19 protein-coding genes are annotated in these 17,941 nt (G+C 65.9%); 3 read left to right on the top strand and 16 right to left on the bottom strand.

Going from position 1 to position 17,941, the window contains the following annotated elements:
- Positions 1-66: 66 nt before the first annotated feature.
- Genes ACFO0G_RS16760 through ACFO0G_RS16735 form a run of 6 tightly spaced genes read right to left on the bottom strand, consistent with a single transcriptional unit; the run spans position 67 to position 5,403 of the window.
- Complete coding sequence (locus ACFO0G_RS16760; protein ID WP_286402227.1) at positions 67-825, bottom strand: SDR family NAD(P)-dependent oxidoreductase; 759 nt, start codon at positions 823-825, stop codon at positions 67-69.
- An 18-nt stretch (positions 826-843) separates the two neighbouring features.
- Positions 844-1,689, bottom strand: a complete 846-nt coding sequence (locus ACFO0G_RS16755; RefSeq protein WP_376979043.1) for a fumarylacetoacetate hydrolase family protein — start codon at positions 1,687-1,689, stop codon at positions 844-846.
- Positions 1,690-1,726: 37 nt separating this feature from the next.
- Positions 1,727-2,698, bottom strand: coding sequence for an aldo/keto reductase (locus ACFO0G_RS16750; RefSeq protein ID WP_376979041.1), 972 nt, complete (start codon positions 2,696-2,698; stop codon positions 1,727-1,729).
- Between the two features lies 1 nt (position 2,699).
- Complete coding sequence (locus ACFO0G_RS16745; RefSeq protein WP_376979039.1) at positions 2,700-3,593, bottom strand: amidohydrolase family protein; 894 nt, start codon at positions 3,591-3,593, stop codon at positions 2,700-2,702.
- On the bottom strand, positions 3,593-4,021 hold the full coding sequence (locus ACFO0G_RS16740) for an RbsD/FucU domain-containing protein (RefSeq protein ID WP_286402237.1): 429 nt from the start codon (positions 4,019-4,021) through the stop codon (positions 3,593-3,595). The genes ACFO0G_RS16745 and ACFO0G_RS16740 overlap by 1 nt, the downstream gene beginning before the upstream one ends.
- Positions 4,018-5,403, bottom strand: a complete 1,386-nt coding sequence (locus ACFO0G_RS16735; protein ID WP_376979036.1) for an L-fuconate dehydratase — start codon at positions 5,401-5,403, stop codon at positions 4,018-4,020. Before ACFO0G_RS16735 ends, ACFO0G_RS16740 begins: the two co-directional genes overlap by 4 nt.
- A gap of 164 nt (positions 5,404-5,567) precedes the next feature.
- Between ACFO0G_RS16735 and ACFO0G_RS16730 the strand changes: the two genes are divergently transcribed.
- Positions 5,568-6,350, top strand: coding sequence for a FadR/GntR family transcriptional regulator (locus ACFO0G_RS16730; protein WP_376979034.1), 783 nt, complete (start codon positions 5,568-5,570; stop codon positions 6,348-6,350).
- Positions 6,343-7,686: an alpha-L-fucosidase gene (locus ACFO0G_RS16725; RefSeq protein WP_376979032.1), complete on the top strand. Its 1,344-nt coding sequence runs from the start codon at positions 6,343-6,345 to the stop codon at positions 7,684-7,686. Before ACFO0G_RS16730 ends, ACFO0G_RS16725 begins: the two co-directional genes overlap by 8 nt.
- Positions 7,687-7,746: 60 nt before the next feature.
- Here the strand turns inward: ACFO0G_RS16725 and ACFO0G_RS16720 are convergent, their stop codons facing one another.
- From ACFO0G_RS16720 to ACFO0G_RS16710, 3 genes are all read right to left on the bottom strand, one after another.
- Entirely contained in the window at positions 7,747-8,499 is a 753-nt protein-coding gene (locus ACFO0G_RS16720) for an ArsR/SmtB family transcription factor (RefSeq protein ID WP_376979030.1), read from the bottom strand.
- 56 nt (positions 8,500-8,555) lie between these two features.
- Positions 8,556-9,779: a mechanosensitive ion channel family protein gene (locus ACFO0G_RS16715; RefSeq protein ID WP_376979201.1), complete on the bottom strand. Its 1,224-nt coding sequence runs from the start codon at positions 9,777-9,779 to the stop codon at positions 8,556-8,558.
- A 118-nt stretch (positions 9,780-9,897) separates the two neighbouring features.
- Positions 9,898-10,305: a DUF1304 family protein gene (locus ACFO0G_RS16710; RefSeq protein WP_286402256.1), complete on the bottom strand. Its 408-nt coding sequence runs from the start codon at positions 10,303-10,305 to the stop codon at positions 9,898-9,900.
- Between the two features lie 113 nt (positions 10,306-10,418).
- On the opposite strand from ACFO0G_RS16710, the gene ACFO0G_RS16705 reads away from it, so the two are divergent.
- Positions 10,419-10,754: a cupin domain-containing protein gene (locus tag ACFO0G_RS16705; RefSeq protein WP_286402259.1), complete on the top strand. Its 336-nt coding sequence runs from the start codon at positions 10,419-10,421 to the stop codon at positions 10,752-10,754.
- A 329-nt stretch (positions 10,755-11,083) separates the two neighbouring features.
- On the opposite strand, the gene ACFO0G_RS16700 is transcribed toward ACFO0G_RS16705, so the two are convergent.
- From ACFO0G_RS16700 to ACFO0G_RS16670, 7 genes are all read right to left on the bottom strand, one after another.
- Positions 11,084-11,734, bottom strand: a complete 651-nt coding sequence (locus ACFO0G_RS16700) for a superantigen-like protein SSL4 (RefSeq protein ID WP_376979027.1) — start codon at positions 11,732-11,734, stop codon at positions 11,084-11,086.
- Positions 11,735-11,974: 240 nt separating this feature from the next.
- Positions 11,975-13,216, bottom strand: coding sequence for an MFS transporter (locus ACFO0G_RS16695; RefSeq protein ID WP_286402268.1), 1,242 nt, complete (start codon positions 13,214-13,216; stop codon positions 11,975-11,977).
- Positions 13,217-13,382: 166 nt separating this feature from the next.
- On the bottom strand, positions 13,383-13,568 hold the full coding sequence (locus ACFO0G_RS16690; RefSeq protein WP_286402271.1) for a hypothetical protein: 186 nt from the start codon (positions 13,566-13,568) through the stop codon (positions 13,383-13,385).
- A 14-nt stretch (positions 13,569-13,582) separates the two neighbouring features.
- A complete protein-coding gene (locus ACFO0G_RS16685) occupies positions 13,583-14,836 on the bottom strand; it encodes an AGE family epimerase/isomerase (protein ID WP_286402275.1) in 1,254 nt (417 codons plus the stop codon).
- A gap of 38 nt (positions 14,837-14,874) precedes the next feature.
- Complete coding sequence (locus tag ACFO0G_RS16680) at positions 14,875-15,618, bottom strand: sulfite exporter TauE/SafE family protein (protein ID WP_286402278.1); 744 nt, start codon at positions 15,616-15,618, stop codon at positions 14,875-14,877.
- On the bottom strand, positions 15,619-17,058 hold the full coding sequence (locus tag ACFO0G_RS16675) for an NAD-dependent succinate-semialdehyde dehydrogenase (protein WP_376979023.1): 1,440 nt from the start codon (positions 17,056-17,058) through the stop codon (positions 15,619-15,621).
- 64 nt (positions 17,059-17,122) lie between these two features.
- Entirely contained in the window at positions 17,123-17,938 is an 816-nt protein-coding gene (locus ACFO0G_RS16670) for a carbohydrate ABC transporter permease (RefSeq protein ID WP_286402283.1), read from the bottom strand.
- Positions 17,939-17,941 lie beyond the last annotated feature (3 nt).

The following is a 17,941-nucleotide window of genomic DNA, read 5'->3' as shown; positions in this document are numbered from 1 at the left end:
ACACGACCTTACCGAGCTACGGGCCCGGTGGCGCGTGCCTGTTGCTCTGCTCGGGAGGCGGCTGCGCTAGGAGGCGGCGGAACGGGGCCGGAGCCGAAGTGCCTGCATACCGCCGTCCACTGCCAGGTCCACTCCGGTGGTGGACCCGGAGAGTGGGCTGGCAAGGTAAACCACCGCTCCCGCAACTTCCTCCGGGGAGACAAGCCGGCCGTGCGGCTGGCGTGCCTCCAGCGCCGCCCGTTCCGCAGCAGGATCAGGTGCGCTGGCGAGGAGACGGCCAATCCAGGGAGTGTCGGCGGTCCCCGGGTTCACGCAGTTGACCCTGATGCCTTCCTGCAGGTGGTCGGCTGCCATGGCCAGGGTGAGCGAGAGCACCGCACCCTTGGTAGCGCTGTACAGGGCGCGCTGGGGGAGCCCGGCGGTGGCTGCCACGGAGCACGTATTGACGATCGCCGCGTGGCTGGACCGGCGCAGGTGCGGCAGGGCCGCCCTTGAGACACGGACCATGCCCAGCACGTTGACGTCGAACACCCGGTGCCACTCGTCGTCGTCATTGGCCTCAATGGTGCCTTGCGCACCCACCCCGGCGTTGTTGACCACCACGTCGATCCCGCCCAATTGCTCCGCAGCCTCTTCTACGGCACGGCGGACGGAGGCGTCGCTGGAGACGTCACAGTGGAAGGCCTTCACTCCCGCCGGTGCCTGGTCGGGGTTGAGGTCCAGCACGGCGACGTCCGCCCCGCGCTCCTGGAGCAGCTTCACTGTGGCGGCCCCGATTCCCGAGGCTCCGCCGGTGACGATTGCCTTGATTCCCGCAAACTCCATTGTTCGGTCCTTTCGTAATTAGCCCTGGAAGAATTCCTGGCGCTGGCGGCCCAGTCCCGCCACTTCAAGTTCGACGACGTCCCCGGCCTTCAGGTATGGGAAACGCCCGGACAGGGCCACCCCCTCAGGGGTGCCGGTGCAGACCAGGTCTCCCGGCTCAAGGACCAGGAACTGGCTGAGGTCATAGATCACCTGCTCCACGCCGAAGATCAGGTCGCGGGTGGAGGAGTCCTGGCGGATGTCGCCGTTCACCCAGCTGCGCAGCCGCAGGCCGCGGGCATCCACCTCGTCCGGCGTCACCAGGTACGGGCCCGTGGGGCAAAAACCTGCGCAGCTCTTTCCCTTGGACCACTGGCCGCCGGATACCTCCAGCTGGAACGTTCGCTCCGACAGGTCGTTGACGGTGACGAAGCCTGCGATGTAGTCGTGGGCCTGGGAGGGGGAATCCAGGTAGGAGGCGCGCCGGCCGATGACCACGCCGAGTTCCACCTCCCAGTCCGTCTTGGTGGAACCGCGCGGAATGGCCACCGGATCGAAGGGCCCGGCCACGGTGTTGGGGGCCTTGTGGAAGATGATGGGGACCGAAGGGGGTGCGGAGCCGGATTCCGCTGCGTGGGCTGCGTAGTTCATGCCCACGCAGATCACCGAGGACGGCCTGGCGATCGGAGCCCCGATCCGGACCCCGTCAACGGTGAGTTCAGCCAGTTCGCCGGCGGCCAGTGCCGCTGCAGCGCGCGCCGGCCCATTCGTTTCCCAGAAGTCGGCATCGATGTCCCGCGTCACCTGCTCCAGGGAGTAGTACTTCTTGTCGTGGAGCAGGGCGGGGATTTCCTTGCCTGTGGCACCTATGCGCGCAAATTGCATTCGTTTCTTCTTTTCTCGGTAGTACGTCGTTGTGCTTTCAGGCGATGAGTCCGCGGTCGCGCAGGTCAGTCCACAACTCGGCCGGGACGCTTTGGGCGGCCAGGTCCAGGTTTTCCTTCACCTGGGCAGGCGTCCGCATGCCCAAGACAACGCTTGTCACGGCGGGGTGCTGGTAGGGGTAGTGGAGGGCGGCCGCCGGCAGGGTGGTCCCGTGCGATTCGCAGATGTCCGCCAGCAGGTTCGCCCTGTCCAGCACTTCCTGCGGGGCAGGGGCGTAGTTGTACGTGGCATTGGCGGCTGGGCGTTCCTTGGACAGCAGCCCGGAATTGAAGACGCCGACATTCACCACGCCGACGCCGCGTTCCACGCACGCCGGGAGCAGGTCCCGGGCCGCGCCTTGCTCCAGCAGCGTGTACCTTCCGGCAAGCATGATCACGTCGATGCCAGTCTCGGTGACGAACCGGTGGAGCATTTCGGACTGGTTCATCCCGGCACCCCAGGCGCCGATCACCCCTTCGTCGCGGAGCGCGGACAGGGCCGGGGCCGCGCCTTCGACGGCCTCGGTCCAGTAGTCGTCCGGGTCATGGATGTAGACGATGTCGATCCGGTCGGTGCCCAGCCGTTGCAGGCTTTCCTCTATAGAGCGCAGCACTCCGTCCCGTGAGTAATCGCGGACCCGGTGGACATTGTCAGGCACGTCGAAGCCCTCCGTGTCCTTGCCTCGGGGCGATGGGTTGGGCCGCAGCAGCCGCCCAATCTTCGTGCTGAGCACATAGCTGTCGCGGTCCTTCCCTGCCAGCGCGGCACCCAAGCGCCGTTCGGAAAGTCCCAGCCCGTAGTGCGGGGCGGTGTCAAAATACCGCACGCCGCCCTCCCAAGCCGCGGTGACGGCGTCGACCGCTTCCTGCTCGGGCACCTCCCGGTAGAGATTGCCGATGGGTGCCCCGCCGAAGCCGAGCACTGGCAGTTGGACGTCAGTACCAGGAATGGTGCGGGTTTCTGCTTGCATGTCAGTCCTTCTCCTCATGTGGGCTTACCTGTTCTGCTGCCGCTTCCAGCCGGTAGACGCGGACTGCGGTTTCCTGCGCCACGCTGCGGCGTTCGCCCTCCGATGCGCCTGCGACCGCCTGTTCCACTGTGGTGATCCAGTCAAGGTAAGCATCGGGGCGTGTCAGGGAGACGGGGAAGTCGCTGCCCACCATGCAGCGGTCCGCCCCGAAGAGATCCAGCGTCTCCTGGATGAACGGCAGTGCCTGGGGCGACAGGGCGCGGTCCGGGTCAGCTTCCGCGCCGGCGCCGGAAATCTTGACGGCAACGTTGCCGCACCGGGCCAGTTCCTGCATCCCGTTGCGCCACGCGGTGAGCTCCCCACTGGCGATGGGCGGCTTGCCCATGTGGTCCAGCACGATCACCAGCCCAGGCACACGCCGGGCAAACTCCGCGAGGGGTGCCATCTGGCCGCTGCGGATACACGCGTCGAAAACCAGCCCGGATGCTGCCACCCGCCGTGCTCCCGCCAGGGTGTCCTGGTGCAGCATGAAGGATTCATCCCGGTCCTGGAACAGCTGCCGGACCCCACGGACCAGGGGCCGTTCCAGCAGCTGGTCCAGGTCCTGCTCGACGGCGTCGCCCTTGCTGATAGGCGCAAACGCCACGATCCCGGCGAGCTGGGGCCAGACCGTCCGGAGGCCTGACACCCAGTCCACTTCTTTGAGTGCCTGGTCATCACGGCAGTTGGCCTGCACGAAAACGGCGGCACGCGTGTTTTCCGGGGTGTGGGGGAGGTCCCTTGGCAGGAACGGACGGTTCAAGCCGGAAGTGTCGGCCAGCCATGCGTAGTCCAGCAGGTCCGGATCCCAGACGTGGACATGGGAGTCAACCACCTGCAGTGAAGGCGCCTCCATCAGGCCGTTACGTCGGGCCGCACACCGATGGTGAGCAGCAAGTTGGCGTAGTGCCTTGTATCGCCGCTGGCAATGACGACGGCGACATTGGGCGAGCGGGCGGCGTCATAGAACTCGAAGCGCTGATGGGACGTGATTGGAACCTCCGTGCCCAATGTCCGTTCGTAGCCTTTGACGGCTTCCGTCCAGTTTCCGTCCGGCGGGGTCATCACCGCTGCCGCCTCCAAAGGGACTGCCTCGACCAGGACTTCGAGGATCTGGTCAATTGTCAGCAGGCCGGGCCGGAGGTTCAGGGCAATGCGACGGGCGGATGCGGGTGCACCGGTGTTGTGCGGATAGTTGGCGTCAGCAACCAGGATCTGTGTGCCGTGACCGGACTCGGCGAGCGCCGCCAGCAGCCCCGGGTGGGTCAGGGTGTAGTTGATCATGCCTGTGTCTCGATCCGTGCGCTCGCGAAGGCAACCCGGCCGGCTTGGTTGCCCGCCCGCCAAGCCTGTTCCGCCTGGCCGGTGTCAGTTCCTGCCCAGTAGGTGCCATAGGGAAAGGCGTATTCCTGCAGCGTTTGTTCCTTGAGTTCCGCGGAATATCCAGGAGTCGCGGGCATGACGTAGGCACCGTCCTTGACGATGCAGGGATCTACGAAATGCTCGTGCAGGTGGTCGACGAACTCGGTCACCCGCCCCGTTAGGTCACCTGACACGGCGATGAAGTCGAAGATCGAAAGGTGCTGGACCAGTTCGCATAGACCCACACCTCCGGCGTGCGGGCACACCGGAATGCCGAACTTGGCGGCCATCAGCTGGACGGCGAGTACTTCATTTACGCTGGCGAGCCGGCACGCATCCAGTTGGCAGTAGTCGATTGCCGCGGCTTGGAAGAGCTGCTTGAAGAGCACCCGGTTCATGCCGTGTTCGCCGGTGGCCACTCCGATGGGCTGCACTGCCCTGCGGATCTCGGCATGGCCCAGGACATCGTCGGGGCTGGTTGGCTCCTCAATCCACATGGGGTTGAATTCGGACAGTTGCTTGACCCAGTCGATGGCCTGCGGAACATCCCACACCTGGTTCGCGTCGATCATCAGGTTGCCGTCAGGACCGATGACCTCGCGTGCAATCGCGAGGCGGCGGATGTCCTCCTCCAGGGATGCGCCTACTTTGAGCTTGATGTGACGGTAGCCCTGGTCCACAGCCTCCTGGCACAGCCGCCGGAGCTTCTCGTCGGAGTAGCCCAGCCAGCCGGCCGACGTGGTGTAGCAGGGGTACCCGTTTTCAGTCAGTTGCCGGATGCGCTGGTCCCTGGTGGGCGCAAGGCGGGTCAACAGGCCCAGCGCTTCTTCACGGGTGAGGGCGTCCGATAGGTAGCTCAGGTCCGTCGCGTCAACAATCTGTTCGGGGGTCATATCGGACAGCAACTGCCACAGGGGTTTCCCCGCCTGCCGTGCCGCGAGGTCCCAGACCGCGTTCATCACCGCCCCGAGGGCCAGGTGCTCCACGCCCTTGTCCGGTCCCAGCCAGCGCAGCTGGGAGTCCCGCTTCAAGTTACGGTAAATTCCCCCGAGGTCGCCGCAGATCTCCTCGGCGTCCTGCCCTATGAGGGGCCGGGCGCGCAGTTCGATGGCGGCCGCGCAGATGTCGTTGCCGCGGCCGATGGTGAACGTGAACCCGCAGCCGTACAGTGCGGGGTCGTCTGTCCTCAGCACGATGTAGGCGGCGGAATAGTCGGCATCATGGTTCATGGCATCCGAGCCGTCCGCCGACAGCGACGTGGGAAACCGTACGTCAAACACATCGAATCCGGTGATCTTTGGCAAGCGATTCCCTCCGGTCCAGAAAGTCCAGGTGACTTCCCCGCGGTCACCTTTACATCTGATGAATTTTGGTCTTTTCCGTGACACTATAGGACGTAGCCCGGTTTTCCAACCAATAGATCGGATGAAAGTGTATGAATGATAGATCCGCAGGAGGCGTCGGGGCAGTGGACCTCGTGTCCGGCGGCCCTATGTCGCAAACCGACGTCGTGATCACCGGTGTAAAGCACATGCTCTCTTCCGGTCGGCTGCGGCCGGGGGACCGGCTGCCCGTTGAAAAAGACCTTGCTGCGGAGTTGCAGGTGTCTCGTGGGTCCCTGCGTGAAGGGGTCCGTGCCCTGTCCACCATGGGGATCTTGGAAACCAGACAGGGTGCCGGTACTTTCGTCACCACCCTGGAGCCCTCTGCCCTACTGTCCGCCCTGGAATTCTGGGTGGGCCTACAGGATGGAGAACGGGCCAACCAGGTGCATACAGTGCGACGCGCGCTTGAGACCGAGGCCGCTGCTGCAGCCGCCGTTTCCATTACCGAGCAGCAACTGGAGCAGGCTGGGCACATCCTGGATCGGGCACACGCCGCCATTCATGCCAAACCCGTCGATCATGACGTAGCCATGCAATGCGATCTTGAGTTTCATCGGCTGATCGCGGAGTCATCCAGGAACCATGTGCTGTCCGCCCTAATTGAAACGGTCTCCACCACGACAGTCCGCGGACGGATGTGGCGGTCAATCCATGATGCTGCCGGACTGCGGACTACCCATGGCGAGCATCTGGGCATTTTGGAAGCACTGAGGCGGCACGATGCTGACCGTGCCCGGACCAGAATGGCTAACCATCTGTATGCCGTGGAGGACTACGTCACGGCCATCCCGGACCGCCAACTCCAGAATCCTGCCGTCACGACGAATGTCCACAGCACACCAAGAGTTGGAGCGCATCATGACTGAAATCGCCACGCCTGAAGAGTGGGACAACCTATCCCGGCCAGTCCCGGAGTGGTTCCAGAATTCCCCCTTCGGCATCTTCATTCACTGGGGCGCCTACTCCGTCCCCGCCTGGGCGGAGCCGATCGGCGCCCTTGGCACCATAGATGATCACGAGTGGTTCAAGCACAACCCTTACGCCGAGTGGTACTACAACACCATCCGCATTGACGGCAGCCCTGCCCAGCAGCACCACAAGGAGGAGTTCGGCGGCGAGGACTACGACGCCTTCCTGGACCAATGGAAAGCCGAGCAGTTCGATCCGGCGGATTGGGTGGACCTGTTCAAGTTCGCCGGTGCCGATTACGTGGTTCCCACCACCAAGCACCATGATGGAATCGCTCTCTGGGATGCCCCGGGCACAGGGGAGCGGAACACGGTCCGCCGTGGTCCGGGCAAGGACCTGATCGGGGAAATTGCCCGCGCCGTGGAGGACAAGGGGCTGAAGCTGGGCCTGTACTACTCCGGCGGCCTGGACTGGCACGTGCGTCCCTTCCCGCCGCACACCACCAGCGAAAGCGTCCACGATACGTCCCGCCCCAAGGACGCAGGCTACGCGGAGTACGCCTACAACCATGTGGTGGACCTGGTCGACAAATACCGCCCCCACGTCCTGTGGAACGACATTGAATGGCCCGACGCCGGCAAGCACTTTGGCGCGCATGGGCTGGGAACGCTGTTTGAGCACTTCTACTCCGCCGTTCCCGATGGCGTGGTGAACGACCGGTGGGGCGCTACCCACCAGGATTACGGCACCAGCGAATATGAAGCGGCCAGGGAGAACGAGTCCGGATCCGAGTGGGAGAACTGCCGGGGCATCGGCTTCTCCTTTGGCTACAACCAGGTTGAAGGTCCGGAGCAGTCGTTGACTGGCCGGCAGTTGGCCCGCCACCTGACGGACGTGGTCTCTCGCGGCGGCCACTTCCTCCTGAATGTCGGGCCGCGGGCCGATGGCACCATCCCCGACATCCAGCGCCAGGCCCTGACCGGCCTCGGCCATTGGATGGCTGACGCCAAGCAGTACCTGGTGGGTGCCCGCCCGCTGGAGGGCGCTCCGGTTACGGACCAAGGAGATTCGTGGGTGCGGTGGGTGGATCGGGGGACCGAGGTAGTGGCCTTCGTTGACTCGCTTGGCGATGGAGCGGAGGCAGCCTTGACGCTGGACACGGGCACGTTTGACGTGGCGCAAGCGTCGGTGGAGGGACCCGGCGGAACTGTCGAGGCCGCCGCGGATGGACTCAAAGTCACGCTCTCACCTGACCGGCCGGGACCTGCCATCGTCCGCATCCCCCGGGCGTAGTCCCGGAAGTACCCCGACGGCGGCGGCTGCCCCACCAAGGGCGGCCGCCGCCGTCGTAAGTTACGTGTACATCAGCGAACCCGGTGTGGTGAGCTTCTCACCGGTTTCCAGCCACGTCTTCAGGCCGGAGAGGATCATCGGCCAGCCGCCGTAGAGCTGTTCGTTGGCGCCTTCGCGCAGGTCGCTGTGGGTGACCGTGAGGTGGCAGGAGTCCCCCACCGGCTCAATTTCCCAGGTGATTTTGGATGTGCCCTCGGCCTTTACGTCCTCGCCCCACAGTGCGCGCATGGTCTGCACCAGCCGGCGCGGCGGCTCCACCTCAAGGTTCTCGCCTTCGCCCAGCGCCGCACCCGCCGTCGGGTTGCCCATGACAAACCGGCCGCCGGGGGACCAGTCGGACTCGAGGGTATTGCCGAACTGGTACTTGCTGCGGATGTCGCTGTCCGTGATGGCTTCCCAGAGCCGTTCGGGCGTGGTCTTGATGTAAATCTCGAAGATCTTTTCCATGGGACTTTCCAATCTGGATTTGAGGTCGCTGAGGGCAGCGGCCCATGGTTCTGCGAATTTGCTGACCCAGCGGTCGTGGACCAGCCGGATGGGAACGGGGTTCAGGAAGTGCAGCTTTTCCCGTCCGCGACGACGGGTGACCACCAGGCCGGCGTCCTCCAGGATGCGGAGGTGCTTGGCGATCCCGAACCGGGTCATGTCGAACCGTGCCTCAAGTGCGCTCAGGGTCTGGCCGTCCTCGCGGAACAGCTCGTCGAGCAGGTCCCGGCGGGTGGGGTCGGAGAGTGCCTTGAACACGTCGTCCATGGCATTAATGATAGGTGACTAAATGGTCACCTATCAAGGGTTCTTCGCAGCAGGATTTAGTTCCGGGAGGCCAGGTTCCGGTCGCGTTCCTCGAACACCTCGTCACCCGGTCCGGAGAAGGCGCGGGACCTCTCAACCGCCTCGATGGAGCCGGTGAAGAGCTGCGACTCATGGGGATCTGCGGCGTGCGTGCCGGCAGCAGCGGGCGAACCCAGCCCGCGCAGCGGTGTCCGGGGGCGGGTGCCCGTGCCGCCATCGTGCGCCTGATTGCTGTCCGCTGCCTGCTCCCAGCGCTGGTGCGGCAGGGCCTCCGGGTGGCTCTGCTGGAGGAAGGTGACCATGGTTTCGCGCACCAGGCAGCGCAGGTCGAAGAGTGCCGCGCTGTCCGCGGCGCTCACCAGGATCCGGACGCGGACAAAGCCGCCGGTGGCATCCGTGATCTGCAGGACCCCCACGCGTTCGTCCCACAGCTCGGTACCGGCCAGGGCCCGGCGCAGTTCGGTGCGCATGTCCTCCACCGGCGCACGCCAGTCGAGGTCGAACTCCACGGTGCCCATCACCTCCGACTGGCGGCGGGTCCAATTCTCGAAGGGCGTGGTGGTGAAGTAGGTCGACGGCAGGATCAGCCGGCGGTCGTCCCAAAGGTGCACCACCACGTAGGTCAGCGTGATTTCCTCGATCCGGCCCCACTCCTTCTGCACCACCACCACGTCATCCACACGGATGGCATCGGTGAAGGCCAGCTGCATCCCGGCGAACACATTCACCAGGGACGTCTGCGCGGCCAAACCGGCGACGATGGAGATCACTCCGGCGGACGCCAGCAGGCCGGCACCGAGCGCCTGGATGGCGGGGAACGTCAGCATGGCGGTGCCGACGGCGAGCACCACCACCAGCGCCACGGCAATCCGCCGCGCCAGGATCATCTGCGTGCGCAGCCGCCGCGCCAGACGGTTGTCCGCCACGTCCACGCTGTGCCGGGTCAACACCACGGCCTCCACGATCAGCAGCACCGCAATGGCCAGCCAGGCCACCGCGCCGATGAGGGCAATGAGGAGGAAGTGGTCGACGCCGGCGTGCCAGCTTTCGTTCCCGGCCGTCAGCCCCAGCGCGGTACGGACGCCCACCAGGCACAGTGCCAGCCGCAGGGGCTGGCGGGCCACCCGGGAGGTGGCCTGCAGCTCGGGCCGTTTCCGGTTGAGCTTCAGGACGATCTTGCGGAGCAGCCAGGACAGTGTGAGTCCGGCCAGCACCGCCAGGGCCGTGGCGATAAAGGGCAGGGCGGGATTGAGGACGTCTAGCACCTTTTAACGTTTATCAAGCATGTGCCGGGCCTTCGAAATCGGGCCTGCCGGGGCGTGTCCGGAACGTGGCACCAGCCCGGCGCAGGAACCCGGCTTAGGGTCCCAGGGGCAGCAGGATCAGGGTAACCAGGGCCGGGAGCGTTGCCGCGAGGGTCCCCGGCAGGCTCTCCCACTTCCTGGGGTAGTGCCCTTGGAGGTCTGCCAGCAGCATGGTGGGGGCGGTGAGGACCATGTTGGCGCAGCAGTAGACCACCAGCGTGTAGCCGACCACGAGCTGTCCCGAGTTGGCGGCGACTACGCCGGCGAGCACGCCCAGCGCAATCACCAGGTTCTTGTATCCCGTGGGAATGGCCCACATCATCACCGCCGGCACGTTCTCGGGCGGCGTGCTCAGGAATTTCTGCGCCCACCGGCTGCGGCGAAGGAGGAAGCTCTCCACCGGAAACACGAAGATATAGATGACCGCGGCGAGTACGGCGAAGATCTGCGCTACAGCATTCATGCTCGAAGATTAGGACCGGCCCTGCGGTTGCTCCATCCCCACGAAAGGGGATTGTAGGGCGGTGCCGCACGCCCGGGGTCCCCTGCGGGAAGAACGCGGGTAGCCTTGGGCGCATGCAGAAGATATCTATCGACGCGCTGGCCCGGCAGCAGCTCGAGGCTGCTCTAACCTCCACCAATGGCCGTGCTGCCGACACGGTGTACGGCGGCCATGAGAAGATCCTCCGGCAGACGGTCATGGCCATGAAGGCCGGAACGCAGCTGAGTGAGCACCAGAACCCCGGCGACGCTACCGTCTTCGTGGTCCAGGGCTGCGTGAGCCTCAAGGCCGGCGGGGAGTCGTGGCAGGGCAAGACCGGCGACTTGCTGATCGTCCCGCCCGGCCTGCACAGCCTTCACGCCGAAGAGGACTCCACCTTCCTGTTCACGGTGGCGAAGTACCGCAACTGAGCCGTGCTTACTGCGGTCAGCACACTGTCAACGGGCAGGGACGCCAACAGAGCCCTCAGCCGCGGCGACGGCGCCGGGACGTCGACCGTCCTGAGCTCCCGGACCTGCAGCAACAGATCCCAAAGAACTGGATCGTCTGTGCGGCCGGCCCCTTCCAGCAGTTCCTGGACAGCGCGCTCGTCATCCAGAATGCGTTCCTGCAGGGCCTTGTCTTCCACGATCTCTCCCTTCAACTCCACCGAAAGGGTCCGAGAGTCTCCGGACGGGCGGCAGGTGAGCGCTGCGCCGGAACGTTGGCCATCCCGGCGCAGCCGCACATCGCTGGCAGGCTACCGCTGTCCGCCGTGCTTGGCGCCGTTGCCTGCGGCCTGGTGGCCCCCGGCGTTGGAGGCGGGTGCACCCTGGTGCTGCTCTTTTACCTGCTGCTGTAACTGGCCCTCCTCAGGCGTTGCAGCTGCCTCGCTGCCGTCCTCGCCGCCTCCGGGAGCGGCAACAGTGGCGCAGTAGGCGCCGACGCCGCCTTCCCCGCCGGCTGCGCGGACCAGGGCCGCGTAGGCCGTGGACGAAGTACCCAGGCCGCCGTTGCTGAACGCGTTGCACAGGCCAAAGGCGGCAGGGCCGAATGCGTCAGGTCCTGCTGGAGTGGACGTCTGCGACGGTTCAGGATCAGCCGTTTCCGTGGGGGCGGGCTCCGGTGACTCGGTTTCTGTCGCCGTTGGTGCCGGGTCCGGAGCTTCCGTCTCGGTTTCGGTGGGGGTGGGATCTGGGGATTCGGTTTCCGTCGCGGTGGGGCTCGGGGACGGTGATTCAGTTTCGGTTGCTGTGGGGCTCGGCGACGGCGATTCGGTCCCGGCAAGGACAGACGGCGCGTCCGGTGACGATTCTGCCATCGCGGCAACGCCTGTGCCGCCAACCGCCAGCGCGCCTGCTGCGAGCACAGTCATGGCGAGCTTGTTGCCTGAAAAGGTGAAGAAAGACATGAGACCCTCCGTTGACGAATTTCTGGATTGCGTTCAACTTCCGCGGAGTTGCCCCCGCACTTAATGAATCGAAATCCGCGTCACGGAGGTTACGGGTCTCCAAAAATCTTGTGACGGATTTGTCAAAATCTCTGCCGGGCAGCCCTGAAATGACCCCAGAACCATCGATTGCTCCGCACTTGTCGTTCTGGGCGTTCAAAACGACAGTTACGGAGCAATCGATGAAGGGGTGGTTTGGGGTTATGCCGGGTCCTGGACCTTGTCGGCCACGGGGCGGGGCTCCAGCCAGATCCGCTCCCGCGGGCCGGGCGGGTAGGCATACCTTTTTCCAGCCAGGGTGATGACGAACGCGGCCACCACAGGGATCGCCGCGGCGGCCGGAACCAGCAGCGGGCCGCCAACCACCAGGGCGGCCGAACCGTAAAGCGCTCCGATGGTGATGCCCAACTGGATGGTCAGGACGGTGAGTCCGTTGGCGGCCTCGCTGTATTCGCCGCCGGCACGAAGGATCGCGGACTGGTTGTAGATGCCAATGGCGCCCAGGCCGGCTCCCCAAACGGTCATCAGAACCAAGGCCAGGACGAGGTTCCCTACCGCAAGTGGAAGGAGGAACATCGAAGCGGCGATGGCCGCCGTCGTAATCAAAAGCGAACGGCGGGGACGGGAATCCACGGTGAGCCCGGCGATCCAGATGCCCAGCAGGCCGGAACCGCCCAGAACTGTGAGGGAGAGGCTGGTGGCATAGTCCGGCAGGCTCGCCTCACGGATGAACGGCGCGATGTACGTGAACAGGGCAAAGTGTGCCAGCACCAGCAGGGGCCAGGCAATCGCCACTGACTTCACGCCGGGCTGGCCGATCGCCTTGCGCAGGGACGGGCGGGCGGCGTCGCTGATGCGCTGGACCCGGGGGAGCAGCCAGAACGCGAGAACGGTCAGCACCACACCGAATCCGGCGAGCACCATGAATGCGGCACGCCAGCCCAGGAAGCCGCCCAGGGCCGTTCCCACCGGGGCCCCGATGGCCAGGCCCAGGCTGTTGCCGCTGAACACGATGGCCAGGGCCTTGCCTACCTTGTCCGCGGGCACCACCCGTGACACGAACGGCGCCATGGTGGTCCAAAGCAGTCCGTGCGCCAGGCCGCCCACCAGCCTGGCGATCATCGCGGAGGTGAAGTCCGGGGCCAGTCCCACCAGTGCATTGCTGAGGGCGAATGTCAGGACCAGGCCCACCAGCAGGGCGTGCCGCGGGATCTTCCCCAGCAGCCGGGCGGCCGGAACCACCGTTACCACAATGACGGCGGCGTAGGCGGCTGCCAGGTATCCGGCCACCGGCTCGGACACGCCCAGGCCGGTGCTGATCTGCGGCAGCAGCCCGGACGGGAGGAGCTCGGTGGTGATGGCAGTAAACGCGATGGTGGCCAGGACCACCATCGCGGCGTAGGGAAAACGGGTAGGGGACGGCGCGGAAATCGCGGAAGACATGGGGGTGCGGTCCATTCAAGGGGAGGGCTTGGAATGCGGCTCGGCTCGCCGGACAATTCCTCCATTAAATTTACCGGACCAGAGGGCCTGTCACAGACGTGACACGGTCACCCGCACTCCCGCCCGCAGTGCCCCAGCATGAGCTTCGCGACCGGCTGGAACAGGACTACCGGCCGCCGAAGTCCGTGTCCGTGTAGGACCCAGGCCGGCGGCCGGCGCTTTGGCAGGCACAGCTGCCCTGAACCTCGATGCGCACCGCTGCCGGCACACCCGGATCGACACGCAGGTTCAGGGTTTCAGCACCTACCGCGGTGACATGCAGGACAGCTTCTTGGGAGGAAATGGCAGACATTCGATGTCCTTTTCTTAGACGTGGGTTTGGTTGATTCGGGAATCGAGCAGGCCTGCTGCGAGTGCCGGCGCCAGTCCGGGGGCCAGCGGAAGGCGCGGAACCACCAAGCAGTGCCACAGGTGGTAGATGTCGGCCTTGCCGGACCAGACAGTCGAGCTGACATTGCCGTTCTCGTCGAGTTCCTGCTTCCAGGATCCGTGCTCGTAGTCGATGAACCAGTCGCGGGCATGGTCCCAGATCCGCTCATACCAGTCCGCGTACTTCGTCTCGCCGGTGGCAAGGTAAAGGGCTGCCGCGCCTCCAATGGCCTCCGCGGGAACCCAGCGGATGCGGGTGGTGACAACCGGCTTTCCCTCCCAGTCCACGGTGTACACAAATCCCCGGTGGCCGTCCGGTTCCCACGCGTCGCGGATGGCGGCGTCGAACAGGCCCCGGGCGTCTTCGAGGAGCCAGGCCGGGACGTCCAGGCCGCGGGCCTCTAATCCAGCGCGAAGGTGGAGGAGCAGCCGCGCCCACTCCACCCAGTGGCCCGGCGTTCCGCCGTAGGCACGGAACTGGCTGGCCCGGTCATCGGTGTTGTACTCCGGCATCGGGTTCCACTCCGGGTCGAAGTGCTCGAACACCCGGTAGTTGTTGTTGCGCGCGAAGTCGTGGATGAGCACCTCGGCGATGTGCAGCGCCCGTTCGATCCAGCGGTTCTCCCCGGTCACGTCGGCGACGATCAGGTAGGCCTCCACCGAGTGCATGCTCGCGTTCCCGCCGCGGTAGGCCTCGGTTTCGGTGAATTCCCGGTTCCACGAGTCGAAGCACATGTTGGCCTGGTGGTCCCAGAACTTGGTGTCGGCTATCCGGAGTGCTTCGTCGAGCAGTTCCCGGGCTCCCGGGCGCCCCGCGGCAACGGCACTGGCGGCAGCCAGTAGCACGAAGGAGTGCTGGTAGCCGGACTTGGTGTCGTTCACGGGCCCGTTCGCGTCCACCTCGGCGTACCAGCCACCGAACTCGTCATCGTGGAGGACGCCGTTGAGTGCGTTGATGCCGTGGTCCACGAGGGTCGCAGCGCCCGGCCGTCCCATCAGCGCGGCGACTGCGAAGCTGTGTGTCATTCGGGCGGTGATCCAAAGATGAGTTGGCTTGTCGGCGAATACCTTGCCGTAGTTGTCCAGCCAGCCGAAACCTGTGGATACTTTCGACGCCTCGGCGAAGCGGATCAGCCGGTCGGTTTCCGCCTCAAGCCATCGTGCGTGGGCGGCACTTTCGAGCCAGGTCATGTCATGTCCTCTTTCTGGTAGGAATGCGGGATGTCGGGTCAGGCGGCGGCGTCAAGCACGCCGCGGATGATGGTGGCCGCCGCTCCCAGGTAGGCCAGGATGATCAGCAGTATCTGTGCGGCGCGGGCGGGGACGAACTTTGACGCGAGGTCGCCCAGCACCAGCCCGGCCAGGCACGCCACGGCAACAGCCACCCACATGCCCAGCGGCATCGCGGGGAAGGTCGCCGGGGCGGTGATGGCCTTGGAGATGAGCGAGAACGTTCCGATGGTGAAAAAGTACGGCTGCATGGTGGCCGCGAAGGACTTGTGCTGCCACCTGGTGGCGATGGAGTACATGCTGACGGCCGGACCGCCCACCCCGGCCGCCGTGTTCATGAACCCGCTGAGGCCGCCGGCAGTGAAGAGGTAGCGGCGGCGCTCCGGCAGGGTGGCGGACTTCAGGACCAGCAGGACCGTCAGCCCGGCGGCCAGGAGAACCCCAATGGAGATTTCCAGGACCGGCGCCGGAATGAGGCGGATCAGGAACGCCGCCGGGATGATGCCCAGCAGCGCCGAGGCCGCGAGCAGCAGGTAGCGCTTCCAATCGATGTCCCTGACCACCCGGAAGATGATGGCCCCAGCCGTCACGGCGCCGCACACGTTCACCAGCACCACGCCTTCCACCGGCCCCAGGAGCAGGACCAGGAAGGGGGCGGCCACCAGGGCGAAGCCCATCCCGGTGATCCGCTGCATCCCCGCTCCCATGACGACGGCGCCCAGCACCAGCCCGGTGGTCAGCATTTACGGCCTCCAGGCCACGTACTGGACCTCCTCGAACTCCTCCAGGCCCAGGCTCGATCCTTCCCGGCCCAGACCGGACTGTTTGGCACCGCCCATGGGGGCGAAGGCTACGGAGGGCAGGGGGTCGTTGACGCCCACGATCCCGGCTTCGAGTTGCTCCGGGATGTCCCAGCCGCGCCTGGGGCTGCCGCTCCAGACGTAGGCGGCCAGGCCCATTTCGGTGGCGTTGGCCTTGCGGATGGCTTCTTCCTCCGAGGAGAAGGTGACGACGCCGGCTGCCGGGCCAAAGACTTCCTCGGTCACCAGCGGTGCGTCGTCGGGGACGTCGGCCAGCAGTGTGGGCGCCAGGAAGGACCCTTGTGCGGGGACGGACGTCCGTTGCGTCACCCGCCGCGCGCCGCGCTCTTCAGCGTCGTCCACCAGTGCCTGCACCGCGGACACCCGGTCGGCGTCGATGACCGGGCCGAGGTCCGGAACCGGTGCGCCGTCGTCGGGAACGCCGTGGCCGATGCTCATTGCATCAAAGCGTGCGCCCAGCTTCTGCGCGAACTCCTCTGCGATGCTGTCCTGCACCAGGAAGCGGTTGGCCGCCACGCAGGACTGGCCGGTGTTGCGGAGCCTGCCCAGGACGGCACCCTCGACGGCGGCGTCCAGGTCGGCGTCCTCGAAGACGATGAACGGCGCGTTGCCGCCCAACTCCAGCAGGGGCCGGACCACGCGCTCCGAGGCGGACGCCATGATCTGCCGGCCGACTCCCGTGGAGCCGGTGAAGCTGACGGCGCGGACGGCCGGGTGGGACATCAGGGCGGCGGTGATTTCGCGGGAGGGGCCGTGGACCAGGTTGACCACGCCGGCTGGGAAGCCGGCGTCGTGCAGGACCTCGAACAGCCCGGTGGCAGCCAGCGGGGCCTTCTCGGACACCCTGCCCACCACCGTGCAGCCGGCGGCGAGCATGGCCGCGAGCTTCCGGGCCTGGATGGAGACCGGGAAGTTCCAAGGTGTGAGGCTGAGGGCCACGCCGATCGGTTTCCGGGTGCTGAGGTGCCTCCGGCCCTGCAGTTCGGGCGGGCTGACGGTGCCGGTGGTGCGGCGCGCTTCCTCGGCGAACCAGCGGAAGTACTCCACCGAGAAGTCCACCTCGCCCTGCGCCTCCGGGAGCCGCTTGCCGGCTTCCAGTGCCAGGGTGTGCGCGAGTTCGTCCCGGCGATCCGCAAGGAGTTCGGCTGCGGTGCGCAGCAGGTCTGCCCGCTGCCGCACCGTGGTGCGGGACCAGGAACCGAATGCTTCGGCGGCAGCGTCGGCGGCTTTGGTGGCGTCTCCGGCGGTTCCCCAGGCCACCTCGCCCACGGTGCTGCCGTTGCCCGGGTCAGTCACGTCCTTGGCGCTTCCGGCGGTGTGCCAGCTGCCGTTCACAAGGTGCCTGGCTGATTTGAGGTTCATGAACAGTGCCTTTCGTTGGCGGGAAGGGTGCTGCCGGCCGCAAAGCCGGCCGCCGTCGTCGTACTCATCCCTTGCTGGCTCCCGCCGTGATGCCGGCAACGAAGTAGCGCTGCAGGAAGACGTAGGCCACCACAACGGGCAGCGATGCCAGGATCACGCCGGCGAACAGGAGCGGGTAGTTGGTCTGGAACTCGCCCTGGAAGCTCAGCAGTGCCAGCGGCAGGGTGCGGTTGCCGGGGGTCTGGATGAACAGCAGCGGGTACAGTAGTTCGTTCCAGTGGATGACAAACAGGAAGATCGCTGCGGCGGCGATGGAGGGTGCGGAGAGCGGCAGGGCGATGGAGGAGTAGGTCTTCCAGGGTCCGCTGCCGTCGATGGAGGATGCTTCGTAGAGCTCCTTTGGCAGGGTCCGCATGAACCCGCCCAGGATGAAGACGGCGATGGGCAGTGTGGACACTACGTTGGCCAGGATGAGGCCGGCCAGGTTGTCCAGCAGGCCCAGTCGGCCGAACAGCACGTAGAGCGGCACCATGTTGGCCTGCGCGGGGATGGCCATGCCCAGGACCAGGAACCCGAAGATGGCCCAGGACATGAACCCCTTCAACCGGGACACTGCGTAGCCTGCCAGGCTTGCCAGGAACAGGGTGAGCGGCACGGAGATGCCGGTGACGATCACGCTGTTCATGAAGGACGAGCCCAGGTTTTGGCCGCCCACCACCTCGGCGAAGTTGTCGGGGGCGAGGGAGTGCGGCAGGCTGAACGGCCCGGCGAACAGCTCCTGCGTGGATTTGAAACTGCCGAAGGCCACCACGGTAAGGGGAATGATAATGATGACCGCGTAGATGGCCAGGATGGCGCGGCGGCTGAGTGATGCGAGCATGCT

This window comes from Arthrobacter sedimenti (assembly GCF_042652025.1).
Classification (GTDB): domain Bacteria; phylum Actinomycetota; class Actinomycetes; order Actinomycetales; family Micrococcaceae; genus Arthrobacter; species Arthrobacter sedimenti.
Note: the sequence above shows the minus strand (reverse complement) of the source record. Positions and strands in the feature narration are given on the sequence as shown.

Excerpts from the sequence above, each read along its gene's own strand:
- ACFO0G_RS16750 (WP_376979041.1), bottom strand. The coding sequence starts at position 2,698 with ATGCAAGCAGAAACCCGCACCATTCCTGGTACTGACGTCCAACTGCCA.
- ACFO0G_RS16680 (WP_286402278.1), bottom strand. The coding sequence starts at position 15,618 with ATGCTGACCACCGGGCTGGTGCTGGGCGCCGTCGTCATGGGAGCGGGG.
- ACFO0G_RS16710 (WP_286402256.1), bottom strand. The coding sequence starts at position 10,305 with ATGAATGCTGTAGCGCAGATCTTCGCCGTACTCGCCGCGGTCATCTAT.
- ACFO0G_RS16760 (WP_286402227.1), bottom strand. The coding sequence starts at position 825 with ATGGAGTTTGCGGGAATCAAGGCAATCGTCACCGGCGGAGCCTCGGGA.
- ACFO0G_RS16720 (WP_376979030.1), bottom strand. The coding sequence starts at position 8,499 with ATGGACGACGTGTTCAAGGCACTCTCCGACCCCACCCGCCGGGACCTG.
- ACFO0G_RS16695 (WP_286402268.1), bottom strand. The coding sequence starts at position 13,216 with ATGTCTTCCGCGATTTCCGCGCCGTCCCCTACCCGTTTTCCCTACGCC.
- ACFO0G_RS16745 (WP_376979039.1), bottom strand. The coding sequence starts at position 3,593 with ATGGAGGCGCCTTCACTGCAGGTGGTTGACTCCCATGTCCACGTCTGG.
- ACFO0G_RS16725 (WP_376979032.1), top strand. The coding sequence starts at position 6,343 with ATGACTGAAATCGCCACGCCTGAAGAGTGGGACAACCTATCCCGGCCA.
- ACFO0G_RS16755 (WP_376979043.1), bottom strand. The coding sequence starts at position 1,689 with ATGCAATTTGCGCGCATAGGTGCCACAGGCAAGGAAATCCCCGCCCTG.
- ACFO0G_RS16700 (WP_376979027.1), bottom strand. The coding sequence starts at position 11,734 with ATGTCTTTCTTCACCTTTTCAGGCAACAAGCTCGCCATGACTGTGCTC.
- ACFO0G_RS16740 (WP_286402237.1), bottom strand. The coding sequence starts at position 4,021 with ATGATCAACTACACCCTGACCCACCCGGGGCTGCTGGCGGCGCTCGCC.
- ACFO0G_RS16685 (WP_286402275.1), bottom strand. The coding sequence starts at position 14,836 with ATGACCTGGCTCGAAAGTGCCGCCCACGCACGATGGCTTGAGGCGGAA.
- ACFO0G_RS16675 (WP_376979023.1), bottom strand. The coding sequence starts at position 17,058 with ATGAACCTCAAATCAGCCAGGCACCTTGTGAACGGCAGCTGGCACACC.
- ACFO0G_RS16670 (WP_286402283.1), bottom strand. The coding sequence starts at position 17,938 with ATGCTCGCATCACTCAGCCGCCGCGCCATCCTGGCCATCTACGCGGTC.
- ACFO0G_RS16690 (WP_286402271.1), bottom strand. The coding sequence starts at position 13,568 with ATGTCTGCCATTTCCTCCCAAGAAGCTGTCCTGCATGTCACCGCGGTA.
- ACFO0G_RS16705 (WP_286402259.1), top strand. The coding sequence starts at position 10,419 with ATGCAGAAGATATCTATCGACGCGCTGGCCCGGCAGCAGCTCGAGGCT.